13 protein-coding genes are annotated in these 16567 nt (G+C 47.2%); all 13 read left to right on the top strand.

Annotated elements, in window-relative coordinates; translation table 11 throughout:
* Nucleotides 1–59: 59 nt before the first annotated feature.
* The 13 genes from QQL66_RS05420 to QQL66_RS05480 all read left to right on the top strand — a co-directional run bounded on the left by QQL66_RS05420 (nucleotide 60) and on the right by QQL66_RS05480 (nucleotide 16548).
* Nucleotides 60–1148, top strand: a complete 1089-nt coding sequence (locus QQL66_RS05420) for a glyceraldehyde 3-phosphate dehydrogenase NAD-binding domain-containing protein (protein WP_284379679.1) — start codon at nucleotides 60–62, stop codon at nucleotides 1146–1148.
* 66 nt (nucleotides 1149–1214) lie between these two features.
* Nucleotides 1215–2375, top strand: coding sequence for a phosphoglycerate kinase (locus tag QQL66_RS05425; protein ID WP_284379683.1), 1161 nt, complete (start codon nucleotides 1215–1217; stop codon nucleotides 2373–2375).
* 89 nt (nucleotides 2376–2464) lie between these two features.
* Entirely contained in the window at nucleotides 2465–3529 is a 1065-nt protein-coding gene (fba, locus tag QQL66_RS05430) for a class II fructose-bisphosphate aldolase (protein WP_284379685.1), read from the top strand.
* Nucleotides 3530–3807: 278 nt separating this feature from the next.
* Nucleotides 3808–6006, top strand: a complete 2199-nt coding sequence (gene nosR / locus QQL66_RS05435; protein WP_284379687.1) for a transcriptional regulator NosR — start codon at nucleotides 3808–3810, stop codon at nucleotides 6004–6006.
* Nucleotides 6007–6096: 90 nt separating this feature from the next.
* Nucleotides 6097–8007: a TAT-dependent nitrous-oxide reductase gene (gene nosZ / locus QQL66_RS05440; RefSeq protein ID WP_431356887.1), complete on the top strand. Its 1911-nt coding sequence runs from the start codon at nucleotides 6097–6099 to the stop codon at nucleotides 8005–8007.
* Between the two features lie 181 nt (nucleotides 8008–8188).
* On the top strand, nucleotides 8189–9520 hold the full coding sequence (locus QQL66_RS05445; RefSeq protein WP_284379689.1) for a nitrous oxide reductase family maturation protein NosD: 1332 nt from the start codon (nucleotides 8189–8191) through the stop codon (nucleotides 9518–9520).
* Entirely contained in the window at nucleotides 9517–10476 is a 960-nt protein-coding gene (locus QQL66_RS05450) for an ABC transporter ATP-binding protein (protein WP_284379691.1), read from the top strand. The genes QQL66_RS05445 and QQL66_RS05450 overlap by 4 nt, the downstream gene beginning before the upstream one ends.
* Entirely contained in the window at nucleotides 10473–11300 is an 828-nt protein-coding gene (locus QQL66_RS05455; protein ID WP_284379694.1) for an ABC transporter permease, read from the top strand. The genes QQL66_RS05450 and QQL66_RS05455 overlap by 4 nt, the downstream gene beginning before the upstream one ends.
* Complete coding sequence (locus tag QQL66_RS05460; RefSeq protein WP_284379696.1) at nucleotides 11300–11860, top strand: nitrous oxide reductase accessory protein NosL; 561 nt, start codon at nucleotides 11300–11302, stop codon at nucleotides 11858–11860. Before QQL66_RS05455 ends, QQL66_RS05460 begins: the two co-directional genes overlap by 1 nt.
* A gap of 99 nt (nucleotides 11861–11959) precedes the next feature.
* The gene (locus tag QQL66_RS05465; RefSeq protein ID WP_284379699.1) at nucleotides 11960–12946 is read left to right on the top strand and encodes an alpha/beta hydrolase; all 987 of its coding nucleotides are present in this window, start codon (nucleotides 11960–11962) and stop codon (nucleotides 12944–12946) included.
* Nucleotides 12947–13000: 54 nt separating this feature from the next.
* Entirely contained in the window at nucleotides 13001–14758 is a 1758-nt protein-coding gene (locus tag QQL66_RS05470) for a COG3014 family protein (RefSeq protein WP_284379701.1), read from the top strand.
* A 77-nt stretch (nucleotides 14759–14835) separates the two neighbouring features.
* The gene (locus QQL66_RS05475; protein ID WP_284379703.1) at nucleotides 14836–15453 is read left to right on the top strand and encodes a penicillin-binding protein activator LpoB; all 618 of its coding nucleotides are present in this window, start codon (nucleotides 14836–14838) and stop codon (nucleotides 15451–15453) included.
* A gap of 66 nt (nucleotides 15454–15519) precedes the next feature.
* Nucleotides 15520–16548, top strand: a complete 1029-nt coding sequence (locus QQL66_RS05480; protein ID WP_284379704.1) for an LPP20 family lipoprotein — start codon at nucleotides 15520–15522, stop codon at nucleotides 16546–16548.
* Nucleotides 16549–16567 lie beyond the last annotated feature (19 nt).

Here is a 16567-nt window from a genome sequence, read left to right on the forward strand (position 1 = left end):
TCAGGACATTGGTTTATCACGATATTGCTTTATCACGGAAGTTTGAGTCGAGCACGTTAATGCTAAGAATTGCGGTAAATGGTTATGGTCGAATAGGACGGGGCGTCGTACGTGCTTTGTTCGAAAATGGCTACACAGATCGAATTCAGTTAGTCGCAATTAACGAGCTGGCGGATCTGGAAACCGTTTGTTATCTGACCCGATACGACAGCACTCACGGGCGTTTCCCGGCGCAAGTCAGTTGTCGTTCAGACGATGGTAAAGACTGGTTGTCCATTGCGGGTCAGGATATTCGGGTATTTAATCAACCGGATGTGGCCGAACTCAACTGGTCTGAGTTGAATGTGGATTTGGTACTGGAATGTACCGGAGCCTTTTCAGATCGTGCTACCGCTGAGCAACATATTGAAAACGGTGCGAAGCAGGTATTGTTCTCGCAACCGGCGTCGTCGGATGTGGATGCCACCATCGTTTACGGTGTCAATCATCAGACTCTGACGGGCGAGGAAGTGATCGTTTCTAACGCTTCCTGTACGACCAATTGCGTAATTCCTGTGTTGTCGGTATTAGACAATGCCTACGGTATCAAGCGTGGCACTATTACTACCATTCATTCTGCGATGAATGATCAGCCTGTGATTGATGCTTACCACAGCGATTTACGTCGAACGCGCAGTGCCGGGCAGTCGATTATTCCTGTTGATACGGGGTTAGCTGCCGGGATTGAACGTGTGCTGCCGAAATTCAAAGATGCCTTTGTCGCGTTGCACATGCGTGTGCCGACTCAGAATGTATCCTTGATGGATTTAACCTTAGAGTTGAATCATAAAGTGACGGCTGATGAGGTAAATCAGTTGTTAAAAAAAGCCTCCGAAAATGGCTTGTCGGGCGTATTGGGCTATACCGAAGAACCTCATGCGTCGATTGATTTTAACCACGATGTTCGTTCAGGCATCGTAGACGGGACTCAAACTCATGTTGTTGGCGCTGCGGTTGATGCTGTGACCGGAGGCACTGAGTCTTCTGAAAATCAGACTACACTAGATACCCAAAAGGACTGCTCGATGGTGAAGCTGGTGGTCTGGTTTGATAATGAATGGGCGTTTGCCAATAGAATGTTGGATACAGCACTGGTGATGGCTCCATAAGAGCTGGCAGCAGGTGTTGATCCCTAAGTTGTTAAAAACTTTTTAACTAATAGATGAGATAGAAAGATGTCTGTAATTCGTATGACTGATTTGGACTTGGCGGGTAAGCGAGTTCTTATTCGTGAAGATCTAAACGTTCCTGTAAAAGACGGTAAAGTAACTTCAGATGCGCGTATCCGTGCTTCGTTGCCAACCATTGAACATGCCCTTAACGCAGGTGCAAAAGTCATCGTGATGTCTCATTTGGGTCGTCCGACCGAAGGTGAGTACGCTGAAGAGTTTTCTATGCAGCCAGTGGCTAACTACTTGGCTGAATTGCTGGGTCGTGATGTACCTGTCGTTAAAGATTTCAACAACGGTATTGAGTTGAACGACGGTGAGTTGGTGCTTCTTGAAAACGTTCGTTTCAACAAAGGCGAGAAGAAAGACGAAGATGAGCTGTCGAAAGCCTATGCATCTTTGTGTGATATCTTCGTGATGGACGCGTTTGGTACCGCGCACCGTGCACAAGCATCGACTCATGGTGTTGCCAAGTTTGCACCTGTGGCCTGTGCTGGTCCGCTTCTTTCTGCAGAATTGGATGCGCTGGGCAAAGCATTGGATAATCCTGCTCGTCCTTTGATTGCTATCGTGGGCGGTTCAAAAGTGTCGACTAAGCTGGAAGTACTTGAAAGCTTGTCTGATATCTGTGACCAAATCATCGTGGGTGGTGGTATTGCCAACACTTTCCTGGCAGCTGCAGGGAAGCCGGTTGGTAAGTCTCTGTATGAAGCAGACTTGGTATCAAACGCGAAAGCTTTGATGGAAAAAGTAGCTATTCCGGTACCAACCGATGTGGTGTGTGGTAAAGAATTCTCTGAATCTGCAGAAGCGACTTTGAAAGCGGCGGAAGAGGTTCAGGACGACGATATGATCTTCGACATTGGTCCGGATTCTGCTGCGGCATTGGCTGAGGCGTTGAAAGAAGCAAAAACCATCATCTGGAACGGCCCTGTAGGCGTATTCGAGTTTGATCAGTTTGGTGAAGGTACGAAAGCGCTTTCTCTTGCGATTGCTGATTCCGAAGGTTTCTCTATTGCTGGTGGCGGTGACACCTTGGCGGCTGTGGATAAGTATGAGATTGCAGACAAGGTGTCTTATATCTCAACCGGTGGTGGTGCTTTCCTTGAGTTTGTTGAAGGTAAGACACTTCCTGCGGTAGCGATTTTAGAAGAGCGCGCTAAATAAAACGAATTGAATAGAATGCTGGATTGGATGTTTTAGCTGTTTCCGTTTTCCGTCCAGCGTTAAGCAAAATATAAACAGAGGAAAAACACATGGCACTTATTTCAATGCGCCAAATGTTGGATCACGCAGCCGAATTTGGTTATGGCGTTCCTGCATTTAACGTAAACAACCTTGAGCAAATGCGCGCGATTATGATAGCGGCAGACAAGACCGATTCTCCTGTAATCGTTCAGGCGTCTGCGGGTGCCCGTAAGTACGCGGGTGCGCCTTTCTTACGTCACTTGATCTTGGCGGCAATTGAAGAGTTTCCTCACATTCCTGTGTGTATGCACCAGGATCACGGTACTTCGCCAGCAGTATGTCAGCGTTCTATCCAGTTGGGCTTCTCATCAGTAATGATGGACGGTTCTTTGGGCGAAGACGGTAAGACACCAACTTCTTACGAGTACAATGTTGATGTGACTAAGCGCACCGTTGATATGGCGCATGCGTGCGGTGTATCGGTTGAAGGTGAGTTGGGCTGCCTGGGTTCTTTGGAAACGGGTGAAGCGGGTGAAGAAGACGGTATCGGTGCAGTAGGTAAACTGACGCACGATCAGATGCTGACTGACCCAGAAGAAGCGGCAGACTTTGTTAAGAAAACCGGGGTAGATGCATTGGCTATTGCTTGTGGTACATCACACGGTGCCTACAAGTTTACTCGTCCACCGACCGGTGACATTTTGGCGATCGACCGTATTAAAGAAATTCACAAGCGTATTCCTGATACTCACTTGGTAATGCACGGTTCGTCTTCGGTACCACAAGAGTGGTTGGCTGTGATTAACGAATTCGGTGGCGAGATTCCTGAAACTTACGGTGTGCCGGTTGAGCAGATCGTTGAAGGTATCAAGCACGGTGTTCGTAAAGTAAACATTGATACAGACTTGCGTTTGGCATCAACTGGTGCAATTCGTCGTTTCCTAGCGAACAACACCAGCGAGTTTGATCCTCGTAAGTATTTGGCTGTGTCTGTTGAAGCGATGTCAGATATCTGTATCGCGCGTTATGAAGCGTTCGGTACCGCAGGTAATGCCTCTAAGATCAAGCCAATCTCTTTGGATGATATGTTCGTTAAATACGAAGCAGGCGAGCTTGCTCCTAAGATTGGTTAATCATTCATCCCGAACGATTAATAATCTGATCTTTATAAAAAGGCGGTCTTTCTGGTCATAGAAGACCGCCTTTTTTATGTCTATAAACCCTTGTTCTGTGTAGGGTTTTGTCCTTATTTTCCACTCCGGTGGCTTGCCAATTTTTGACTCATTGCAAAACTTTTTCTGATCGTTTGACGTACATCAACAGAGCCTGATTCTTGGTGTGACAATTTGACGCACCCTATAGATACTCAAATCCACGGTTGTTTTTAGTGTCTAAATTGTGAGTCGGTTGTATGAGTAACGGGAAAGTAAATTCAGGCAGTGCATCTTTTTGGATGCTGTTATGTGGTCTTTTTTTCGCCCTGATTGCGTCCTCGGGTTGGGCCGGAGGTTTGACTGTCAGCCCTGCCAAACCGCCCGAGCCGTTCATTAAAGAAACCTTTCCGAATGCTACGGATTACGGAGTCAAGGCAGGTGAGCCTCTCGCCTGGACCATCAAACAAAATGATGATGTTTTGGGGTATGCCTTCGAAACCAACGACATCGCGCCTATTCCTGCCTATTCTGGCGAGCCTGTTAATGTGTTGGTGATGATTGACCCGGAAGGGAAGATCATTTCGGCCAAAGTACTTGAGCATCATGAGCCTATCTTGTTGGTGGGGATTCCAGAGCAAAAACTTCAGATCTTCACCGATCAATATCAAGGACTCGCCGTTTCCGATACGGTCAAAATCGGTGGCCTGCAGGAAGATAATGTCGTTCATGTTGATGGTTTGTCCGGCGCAACCGTTACTGTGATGGTTGAAAACCTGGCGATCATGCGTGCAGCGAAGAAAGTCGCCAAAGCGAAAGGCATCATTGATTTTGATGAAGCCTCTGCGACAGCAATGGCCACCATCAAACAAGACATCTATCAGCAAAGCGATTGGGTAACTTTGACCGGCGACGGGTCTATTCGTCGTTTGGCGTTGAACAATCAGCAGGTAGAAGATTCGTTTGCAGGCACCGAGGCTGCGAATGACACAGCTTTGTCTCCAGAGGAGGCGAATGCGTCCTTTATTGATCTTTATTACACCTTACTGGATATTCCGACCATTGGCCGTTCCTTGTTGGGCGACAGTGAATTCCAGTGGCTGGTTGATACTTTGAAGCCGGGTGAGCATGCCATTGGTTTGATGGGGAATGGTTTTTCCTTCAAAGGCTCTGGCTATGTTCGTGGCGGTATCTTTGATCGCATTCAGATTCACCAGGGCGATAATGTCTTTAGTTTCCGGGATCTGGACCACTATCGAATCAACGATCTCTACGCTGAGGGCACCCCTTACTTTAAGGAAATGTCGATCTTCATCGTTCGCGAGCATCATGACTTTAATCCTGGTGCCGATTGGCAGGTCGAGCTGTTGGTGCGCCGTCAGACCGGGCCGGTGGACAGCTTATTCAGCAGCTTTAAAGCCGATTACTTGCCATTGGATAAGTATGTAGACCGTCCTGAACCGATCGCGGAAGAAAGCCTTGAAGATCAACCGCTTTGGAAACAAGTCTGGGCCGAGAAAGAAACGTCCGTGATCATTTTGATTACCAGCATGGTGTTGTTGACCTTGGTGATTTTCTTCCAGGACTGGCTGGTTCGTTTCCCGAATTTCCTACACCAATTCCGTCGAGTGTTCCTGATTTATACCGTGGGCTTTATCGGTTGGTACTCTATGGGGCAGATCTCGGTGGTGAATGTCTTTACTTTCACTCAATCACTGATGGGCGATTTCCACTGGGAGACCTTCCTGCTTGATCCGGTGATCTTCTGCATGTGGGTGTTTGTCGCGGTGACCATTCTGTTGTGGGGGCGTGGCATCTTCTGTGGCTGGATGTGTCCGTTCGGCGCGCTTCAGGAGCTGGCAGGTGAGTTGGCCGAGAAACTGAAAATTCCTCAATACGTGGTGCCGTTTGCGTTGCACGAACGCTTGTGGGCGGTGAAGTATCTGATCTTGTTGGCACTGTTTGGTCTGTCGTTAGAGTCTCTTCAAACGGCTGAACAGTACGCCGAAGTGGAACCGTTCAAAACCGTCTTCTTGCTGCGTTTCGATCGTGACTGGCCGTTCATAACCTACGCCTTAATTTTACTCGTGATTTCTCTGTTCAGTCGCAAAGTCTACTGTCGTTATATTTGCCCACTGGGAGCGGCATTAGCCATTCCATCCGGTGTGCGTTTGTTCGACTGGTTGAAGCGTCGCAAAGATTGCGGTCAGCCATGTCAGTTGTGTGCCGTGGAATGTGAGATCGGCGCCATTGAGAAGAACGGTGAAATTAACTTGCGTGAATGTCACCACTGTCTGGATTGTCAGGTGACGTACTGGAATGACGATAAATGTCCGCCATTGGTGAACAAGAAACGTAAACGCATGAAGAAATCCGCATCGGCAAACACCAGCGCGGTAACCAATGTAGATCCGAATACCGTGAAAGCAGAGCCAGTCAGGATCATTGAGCCTAATTGATGTGTTTTCACAATTAATTAAAACCAAACATTAAAACCAAAAAAATAACCGTACTAACGGTCAATAAATAAGCAAGTCAGGAGCATCACTATGGATAAGCATCAAAGTGAAGTAACAAATGGCGCTCAACATGAAGAGCCATCAAAAGAGGGCATGAGCCGTCGTAGTTTTCTGGGGGCCGGTGCCCTAGCCGGTGCAGCAGGGGCTGTAGCCGCGCCAATGACGGCCGCTATGTTTGCAGCAACCGCAAAAGCGCAAGCGGCTGAGATCAAGAACTCACCTTTCGTGCATCCAGGTGATTTGGATGAGTACTACGGTTTCTGGAGTGGTGGTCACTCTGGTGAAGTACGCATCATGGGTATCCCGTCCATGCGTGAATTAATGCGTATTCCTGTGTTTAACGTAGACAGTGCAACCGGTTGGGGACTGACCAACGAAAGTAAACGCATTAAAGGTGAAAGCGCGCACTTGTTGGCTGGCGACTCTCACCACCCTCACATGTCGATGACGGATGGTCGCTACAACGGTAAGTATGTGTTCATCAACGATAAAGCGAATACACGTGTTGCCCGTATCCGTTGTGATGTGATGAAAACCGACAAGATGATCACTGTTCCAAACTGTCAGGCGATTCACGGTTTGCGCGTACAGAAAGTGCCATACACTAAGTATGTGATCTGTAATGGTGAGTTTGAGGTGCCTATCGTTAACGACGGTAAGGCGTCTCTGGAAGATGTGTCGCAGTATCGTTCTTTGTTCAATGTGATTGATGCAGAGAACATGGAAGTGGCATTCCAGGTGATGGTAGACGGTAACCTGGATAACACTGATGCCGATTACGATGGTAAGTATTTTGCTTCTACCTGCTATAACTCTGAAATGGGTATGAACCTGGGTGAAATGATCGCCAGTGAACGTGACCATGTGGTGGTATTCAACCTGGCGCGCTGTGAAGCGGCAGTGAAAGCAGGTAAGTTCAAAACCTATAACGGTAATAATGTTCCTGTATTGGATGGTACCAAAGGGTCTGATCTGACTCGTTATATCCCTGTGCCTAAATCTCCACACGGTATGAACACTTCTCCAAGTGGTAAGTACTTTGTGGCAAATGGTAAGTTGTCTCCAACCGTATCTGTGATTGCGATTGATAAGTTGGATGCTCTCTTTGCCGATAAGATCAAACCACGTGACACTATCGTGGCTGAGCCAGAATTGGGCTTAGGGCCTTTGCATACAGCGTTCGATAATAAAGGTAATGCTTACACCACCTTGTTCCTTGACAGCCAGATTGCTAAGTGGAACGTAGAAGATGCGATCCGTGCGTATAAAGGTGAGAAAGTAAATTACATCCGTCAAAAACTGGATGTGCATTATCAGCCGGGTCATAACCACACGTCTGCCGGTGAAACCCGTGATGCCGATGGTAAATGGTTGATCTCACTTTGTAAGTTCTCAAAAGACCGCTTCTTGCCTGTGGGTCCATTACGTCCAGAGAACGATCAGTTGATCGATATTTCCGGCGACGAAATGAAGCTGGTGCACGATGGTCCAACTTATGCGGAACCACACGATTGTATGATCGTACACCGCAGTAAGTTGAAGCCTAAGAAACTATGGACTCGAGATGATCCGATTTTTGCTGAGACCGTGGAAATGGCGAAGGCCGATGGCGTCAACCTGGAAGTGGACAACAAGGTTATTCGAGACGGTAATAAGGTTCGTGTCTACATGACATCCATCGCACCTAACTATGGTATGACCGAGTTTAAGGTGAAGCTGGGTGATGAAGTGACCGTTGTGGTAACTAACCTGGATCAGGTGGAAGACGTAACGCACGGTTTCTGTATGACCAACCATGGTGTACAAATGGAAATCGGGCCTCAGGCGACTTCTTCTGTGACCTTCATTGCCGATAAACCAGGGGTTCAGTGGTACTACTGTAACTGGTTCTGCCATGCGCTTCATATGGAGATGCGTGGGCGGATGCTGGTAGAAGCGTAAAACTTGAACGGTTCGGCCTGAATAGGTTCGGCCTGAATAGGTTCGACCTGAATAGGTTCGACCTGAATAGGTTCGACCTGAATAGGTTCGACCTGATCTGGCTCAAGCAAGCATAGTGTGAATAGCGCTATGCTTGTTTTACGTTTAAAGGGTCTATTTTTTAGGATTTATCGAGCAGCTTATGCAGCGTGCAATGCGGTTAGTATTCCATCTGATGATGTTGTCTTTATGGTTTGTGGTCTCACCACTGCAGGCTAAAGACTGGAATGTCACGCCTGCACAAAATCTGCAAGCCGTTCTGGATCAAGCGCAGAACGAAGACAGGGTACTACTCGAAGACGGTCTCTATTTAGGGAATTATACGATCTCGACCAGTATTGCGTTAGAAGGTTCTGGCGAAGCCGTTATTGATGCGCAAGGACAGGGTCATGCTGTGTTGGTGCTGGCGGAAAATGTCACGCTTAAAAACTTAACCATCAAAAATTGGGGTGATGATTTAACCGAGCAAAATTCCGGTATTTATTCAGAGCGGGACTCCAACGGGCTGGTGATTGAAAATAATTATCTGGAAGGCAGTGGTTTTGGCATTTGGCTGCAAAGAGGCAGTGGCAGTAAAGTCATTAATAACAGAGTCGTAGGTAATACAGCGTTGCGATCTGCCGACAGAGGCAATGGCATTCAGTTGTCGAGCATGAAAGACAGTCAGGTTACGGGCAATGAAGTCAGTAAAACCCGTGATGGGCTGTATGTCATCAACAGCCAGGGGAATGTGTTAGAAAAAAATGTGATGCACGATTTGCGCTATGGCATTCACTACATGTATTCCTACAGCAACAAAATTCTTAACAATTATGCGTACAGTACCCGAGCCGGGTACGCGATGATGAATTCCCGATACCTAGAAATCCGTGGCAACATCACTGAGAACAGTGAGGACTATGGTTTCTTGATGAACTACATCATTTATTCCACCATCGATGGTAATGTCATTAAGAACGTCTGGACCAAGCCTGAGAACAAAGTCCTTGGGCGAGATGGCAAAGCTTTGTTCATCTACAACTCAGGCTATAACACCATCAGCAATAACTACATCGAACGCGCAGAGATTGGTATTCATCTCACTGCGGGTTCTGAGAATGTCAAAGTCTTCGGAAATAGCTTTATTGAAAATCCGGTTCAGGTGAAATATGTCTCGAATCGGACACAGGAATGGAGTCAGGATGGTAAAGGCAATTACTGGAGTAATTATCGCGGGTGGGACATGGATGGTAATGGCTATGGTGACGTGGCCTTTGAGCCCAATGACAGTGTCGATAAGTTATTCTGGAAGTACCCGGAAGCCAAGATGTTGATGGACAGCCCCGCAGTGTTGTTGTTGCGTTGGGTGCAGCAGCAGTTTCCCGTGTTGAAATCCACCGGCGTGAAAGATTCCTTTCCTATGATGTCACCGGGGAATGACCCTACGGTGTTTAAAACAGAGACGAATAACTTACTGGCAGGAGATCATCGATGAACGATGCAGTCGTAGAACTTCAACAGGTAAGTAAGTACTACCGTAGCGTGCAGGCCTTACATCCGTTGACCTTTTCTTTACCTGCTGGTGAAGCCTTAGGGCTATTTGGTCATAACGGCGCCGGTAAAAGTACCTTGATGAAACTGATTCTTGGTGTGTTAGCCCCGACTTCGGGTCAGGTTTTGGCGTTGGGACATTGTCCTCGCTCCAATGGCGCACACGAATATCGTCGCCAGTTTGGTTACTTACCGGAAAATGTCAGCTTCTACGATCAGTTAACCGGTCGGGAAGTGCTTCATTATTTTGCCAAGTTGAAAGGTCATACCAAGGGTCATGCCGACAGCTTGTTGGACGAAGTGAATCTGGCTCACGCTGCTGATCGTCAGGTGAAAACCTATTCGAAAGGGATGCGTCAGCGGTTAGGTTTGGCGCAAGCGTTTCTGGGCAGTCCAAAGTTATTGATATTGGATGAGCCAACGGTGGGGCTTGATCCGGTGGCAACGCGTGAGTTCTATCAAACGGTGGATCGCCTCAAGACCTCGGGCTGTGCAGTCATTCTTTGTTCGCACGTACTGCCTGGCATCGAAGGGCATATCGACCGGGCGATGATTCTCAGCAAAGGACGCAAATTGGCTTTGGGAACACTGGATGAGCTGAGAGCGGAAGCGGCGCTTCCGACGGAAGTGATGGTTTCCGGCGTGTCTCAGAGTGAAATTAAAAGTTTGTTGAATGGCCATCTCAAGGATTCTACCTGGTTGGCGGATTCAGAGGGCAGAGAGCGTTTTACTGTAACCGCAGACCATAAACTGGATGTGATGAAGCGTCTATTGGCCCAGGAGCAAGTGCAGGATCTGCAACTCAAACAACCGTCGTTGGAAGATTTGTATCATTTCTACTTATCGGGTGGGGTGGCTGGTATGACATCTGACGTAGCTATGGCGGAGGTTGAGCGATGAATAAGATATTGATTGTGGCTCAAAAAGAATTTCGAGATGGCATTCGCAATCGCTGGGCGATCTCCATTGCAGTGGTGTTTGTGTTGCTTTCTTTGGGCTTGGCCTATTTCGGTTCGGCAACCGCTGGGGTGCTAGGTTTTTCTTCCTTGGAATCAACGCTGGTGAGTCTTGGTAGCCTGTGTGTGATGTTAGTGCCTTTGATTGCATTGATGTTGGCTTATAACAGTTTTGTGGGGGAGTTGGAGCAGGGTACTTTGCTGTTATTGCTGACCTATCCGCTCAGTCATAACCAATTGTTGTTAGGCAAATTTATGGGGCAGGCGGCGATTCTCAGTGCGGCGGCATTGGTCGGGTTTGGTATTCCGGCGGTGGTGATTTCAATCATGAGTGATGTGAACGTCGCTGAAGTGCTGTTGGCCTTTAGCGCCTTTATTGTTGCGGCAAGTGTTCTTGGCTGGGTATTTATTGCCTTGGCCTATGTGATCAGCTTGTGTGTGGCGGAAAAGTCGAAAGCGGCTGGCTTGGCATTAGTGGTTTGGTTCTTGTTTGTCTTGGTGTTTGATTTGATGTTGATGGCGTTGCTGGTGGCCAGTGAGGGCGATATCAATCAAACCTGGGTACCTTATCTGTTGTGGTTCAATCCAACCGATGTGTTTCGTATTTTTGTCTATATGATTGTTGGAAGTACTAATTTGACCGGCGTGTTAAGCATTGCCGATCAGGGTTCAAACGGTATTGTTCATTTGAGTGTTGTGATGTTGAGCTGGGTGGCGCTGCCATTACTCTTGTCTGCATGGATCCTAAAACGCAAGGAGTTATCGTAATGAGTGCGTTCTCACTGACTAGATCAGTTGTTGGTTCGGTTTTTAGCTTGGTGTTGGTGTTCGGGTTGTTTGGCTGTGGCGAAAAAGAGCCGGTGGCACAGGTTGAACAAGTTCCTGTGCATATTCATAACGGACAGGAATGTGACCTCTGCGGGATGATCATCAATCAATTCCCAGGGCCAAAAGGGCAGTTATTTACCCGTGGCAGTGACCGACCGTTAGCGTTTTGCTCAACGCGCGATCTCTTTGCTTATGCGTTACAGCCTGAGCACAGCCATCGAATCCAGAATGTCTTCGTTCAGGATGTATCGTCTGCCAGCTGGGAAGATATGAGTAACGCCACATATGTAGATGCAAAGTCGGCTTATTATGTGATCGGTCATCAACAGCTGGGTGCAATGGGACCAACCTTAGCAGCGTTTTCTAGCAAATCGGCGGCACAACAGTTTGCTGATCACTTTGGTGGGGAGCTAAAGCGCTATGAGGAGATTGATCAATCCCTGATAAATAGCTTGAATCACATGGAAATGGCCGATAGCCACGCGGGTCATTTGAACTAGAAGAGCCCTGTTATTTCAGGGGCGACCTGAAAAAGCGCTTTTCATTTAGGGCGCTGACAACTAATCTAGGGACTCCATTAATAGACGTAGAATTGAGACATGGATTGGTCAGCTGACGATATCAGATCAGGGCTTTCTGAACTTCGCCAGAAACAACATACTGTAGGGGTTCATCATAGGATTACCAACAGTGATGATGTGATTCCTATCATGAAATCCTATTGGCAGTTCTACGGGCTGGATTTCTATTCTCTTGGCTTAGCCACACAAACCGCTTGGCTGGTTAAGTCTCATAACTACGATATTTGTGTTCAGGAATTTAAAGCCAAGAATGAGTTGGGCAAGGTGTTGGTGCTGCATGGTTATTACGACCATGTGGGCTTATATAAGTATTTAATACGTGAATGCCTCGAACTCGGATTTTCTGTCACCGCCTTTGATTTACCAGGTCATGGGTTGTCCACCGGTGAACGGGCCACCATTGATTCTTTCGAAAGTTATCAGGATGCCTTAACCGCCGTGATGGAGCATGTCGGCATCAATTCAGAACATCGCTGGAGTGTAATCGGACAGAGTACCGGTTGTGCGGTGTTGGTCGATTATCTGACTCAGCATGGGTTTGATCGAAATTCTTGCCCGTTTGCGAATGTGGTGCTGCTTGCACCTTTGGTTCGTCCTGTGAGCTGGTTTAAAGCCCGAGTCATGCTGACAATACTGCGTCCGTTTGTAGACAGCATCGTTCGTTCTTTTTCTGAGAACAGTCATGATCAGGCCTTCCTGAAATTTATTCGTACCTCAGACCCGTTACAACATCATCGATTGGAAGTGGATTGGGTTTCAGCTCTCGAACGTTGGATTCCCGATGTTGAAAAACGCCCTACAGTTAATATGGCCATTTCCATTATTCAGGGGACGGACGACCAAACGGTAGATTGGCGTCATAATACTAAGGTGCTTCAGCGATTGTTCTCCGAAGTGGCTTTATACACTATCGAAGACGGTCGTCATCATCTGGTGTGTGAAAGTCTTGAATACCGTGAGAAGGTATTTGCACACTTGCGTAGAGCGTTAAGTATTATAGACTAATCAAATTCCGACCTTCGTCGACATAGAACAAAAAAAGATCAAAGGGAAACTTGAATGTATCGACATTTCATTATCTTGTGGTTTGTGGTGTTTGCCAGTGGCTGTGCCACCTACGGGAATGATATTCAAACGGCATTAACCTACGCTCAATCTGGTCAGCCCGATAAGGCCGCTCAAGAATTTGAAAAAGTCGTTCAACCAGACGGTTCAGATCGACTTCTTTATTACATGGAATTAGGTGTGCTCAAACATCTGAATGGCGAGTATGAGCAGAGCAATCGCTTATTGGAAGAAGCTGAGCGACTCGTTGAGGAGTTTTATACGCAAAGTGTCAGTGAAGCTTTGATGGTCGCTATGAGCAACCCAACTATTGCTGATTACAAAGGCCAGGTGTTTGAAGATGTCTATATCAATTATTATAAGGCGTTGAATTATTTGTTCTTGGCAGAGCAGGCGAGTGGCCGTATTCAGCGCTCAGAGCTATTAGACAGTGCATTGGTTGAGGCTCGTCGTCTGGATAATAAATTGACGAAATTGAAAAATGAGCGCGGCTCTTATCAGGATGCTGAAGACAAAGAAGAGCAAACCTTCACACAAATTTTATCTTTATTTGAGAAGTTGTTAGGCAACTACATTGATGAAGACAAGCTGATCTTCCGTGAGAACGCTTATTCCCATTACTTGTCCGGCTTGCTCTATGAGCAACAAAAAGAATGGGACGATGCTCGTATTTCCTATCAGAAAGCTGCGGAACTCTATGAAAAAGGCTACGCCAAGCAAGTGGGTGTCGGCGATGACATGGTCGGGCAAGCTTGGCTGGATACCATTCGCATGATGCAGAAAGCGGGTGGTTGGGATTCAAGCATCAGTAAATTAAAGTGGGAAAAGCTCGATGATGACTTACGCGACAAGCTTCGTGAGTATAAGAATTCCGATGCAGAGTTGGTTGTTCTGAATCATCTGGATTTTGTTCCACAGAAGAAAGAGTTGAACTTCGTTATGTACGTCGAGCCGTCTCGGCAAGAGATGGTACTAACACCGTTATTAACCGGGGCTGGGCAAGAGAGTTCAGACAAGTACGCCTGGTTTTGGATGATGTACGCCGACAAAGGTATTTTGGATGTGGTGGAGCGTTATTCCAACGGTGGTTTGGATAATGTGGTTCGCACGTTAATAAATAAGCGTGTAATTCTAGGGCCTGCCTGGGATTTGGTAGAGAGCCTGAACATAGATACGGCTCTGAGAGACGGAGGTGTACGTGTGGCTGTACCTTACTATCCACCAGTTCGTTCTGTGACGGATCAAAATATATTGTCGGTTAATGGCTTAGAGTATCCACTGGTGAAAGCTGAATCGTTGGCTCGCTTGGCTTTGAATGAGCAAATTCTGAAAGCGCGTACCGATTTGTATGAGGCGTTGGCTCGTGAGACTCTCAAGAATACCTTGTTGGTTGAGTCTGCCAGCAGTGCGCTTGGTGAAGACAACGCCTTGATTAATTATGGTTTGAAAGCGTTGACCGCTACCACGGCTCGGGCGGATACCCGAACCTGGTTAACCTTACCTGCGGAAGTTCACGTCGTTCGGGTGCCTATGGTGGCGGGTGAATATAATTTATCGCTTTCAAATACCTTTTCCCGAGGTCGAGGAATCGTTTCTGCTGACCAGATGGTGAAGTTAGAGAAAGGCCAGATTCATGTGTGGCGCCAGCGTTCTTTCCCTCAGCTGAGTCATGTTGAGCAACAGACGCTGATTCAGGAAGAGAGTGAACCTGAGTCCAACGCATTTTCGGCGTTTGGGAAGTATTTGAACTAATTTTCGTTCGTACAGGTCAGATCTGTTAGAATTTTAAACATAGTGATTTAATAAAAATTTGTGGCAAGGAAGAAAAAATGACTAACGCATTTAAAAAGACCGCCCTTTCTATTATGACGGTAGCTGCACTGACTGCAGTTGCAGGATGTCAGACGACTAAAGTATCTCGCGTTGATACCAACACGGAAGTGGCGTTGACCGATCGCTGGAATGCGACCGATTCACGCTTGGTATCAGAAGAAATGATCTCTGATATGTTGTCATTCCCTTGGGCGGCGGATTACGAGCGTCAGAACCCGGGTACGCGTCCGACAGTCATTATTCAGCGTATTCGCAATAAGTCTCATGAACACATTGCGGTAGAGACCTTCTCAAACGATTTGAAGCGCGCGGTGATTCGCAGTGGTCGTGCAGACTTCGTTGCTGGTGGTTCGGAGCGTGATGATGTGCGTTCAGAGCGTCGAGATCAGGAGTTTAATGCGCGTACCGATACCCAGGTAGCTATGGGTGAAGAGACTGGTGCACGGTTTGCTCTATCCGGCTCCATTAACTCCTTTGTGGATTCTCTGGATGGCGATCGCGTAACTTCTTATCAAGTGGACTTAAAGTTGATCGACATGCTGACCAATCGCGAAGTGTGGAATGGCACTAAAAAGATCCAGAAATTCCAAGAAAAAAGCAGCTTTGGTTTTTAATCCGGGCTAGTGGATAAAGATGCCGGGGGTGAGAACTCTCGGCATTGTTCGTTTAAGGAAGAGAAAATGACATTAATTCGAGCGCTAGGGATTGGGTTGGTTGTTGCTCTTGTGGGGTGTAAGTCGTCTCATGTGATTACGCCGGCATCCAGTGAGCAACGATTAGAAAGCCAAGGTGCGCCTGAGTGGGTGATGACACCGCCACACGATTCTCAATATCTTTACGGAGTCGGCAGTGCAGAAGTCTATGGCGACAAAATCAGAGCCTTACAGCAAGCGGAAGACGTGGCTCGTGGTGATCTGATCAAGCAGTTAAAGGTGAATGTTTCCCAAAGTCTGACATCGACGACCAATGTCAATGACTCTGTGGTTTCGAGAACGGCGGAAGTTATTGTTAAGAGTCGTGTGCCTGAGACTGAAATGTCCGGTATCGAGCGCCTGGATTCATTTGAGGATACGGTTGCCCGATCTGTTTATGCATTAGTTCGTTTGGATCGAGTACGCGCTATCTCATCATTGCGTCAGGATTTACAAACGATGGAGCTGGATTTATCTCAGTTTGAAAATCGTAGCGAATCCGGCAATTTGATGGACGACATTAAGTTCTTCTTGCCGGCGTTACCAAAGATTCGTTCGTATCAGTTAAACGCTGATAAATTGAAGTTGTTAGCCGCAAATGATAAATCGGCCAGTACCTTGAATTACGATCCGTCGGGGTTGCAGCAGCGAATTTACGATATGTTGGGACGCATTCGAGTCCGTTTGTACCCAGAGAATGAACTTGCCCGTTCAATGGCCATCGAATTGGCTGAACAGCTAACCGGGCAGGGAGTTAAGGTGGTGTCTCATGGTGCTTCCGAGTTAGTGGTTAGTTTTAATCTGTCGAAGATCGAAAAACAAAACCAGGGAACTCAGTTCGTGTTGTTGCAAGGCAATATGAAAGTGAAGGATGACAAGGGGCAGATCCTTAAGGCGTATGGTGTTGATGCTAAAGGTGGTGCCTATGATCAAGACCTGGCTCGCCAGAGGGCGATGAAGAAGATCTCGGATAAGATGGGTGGTGATCTGGTTAAAGGCTTGTTTGAGTATCTCTAGCCATTTATCAGTGACAAAA

Origin of the sequence: Litoribrevibacter albus (assembly GCF_030159995.1) — a bacterium.
Taxonomy (GTDB): Bacteria; Pseudomonadota; Gammaproteobacteria; order Pseudomonadales; family Litoribrevibacteraceae; genus Litoribrevibacter; species Litoribrevibacter albus.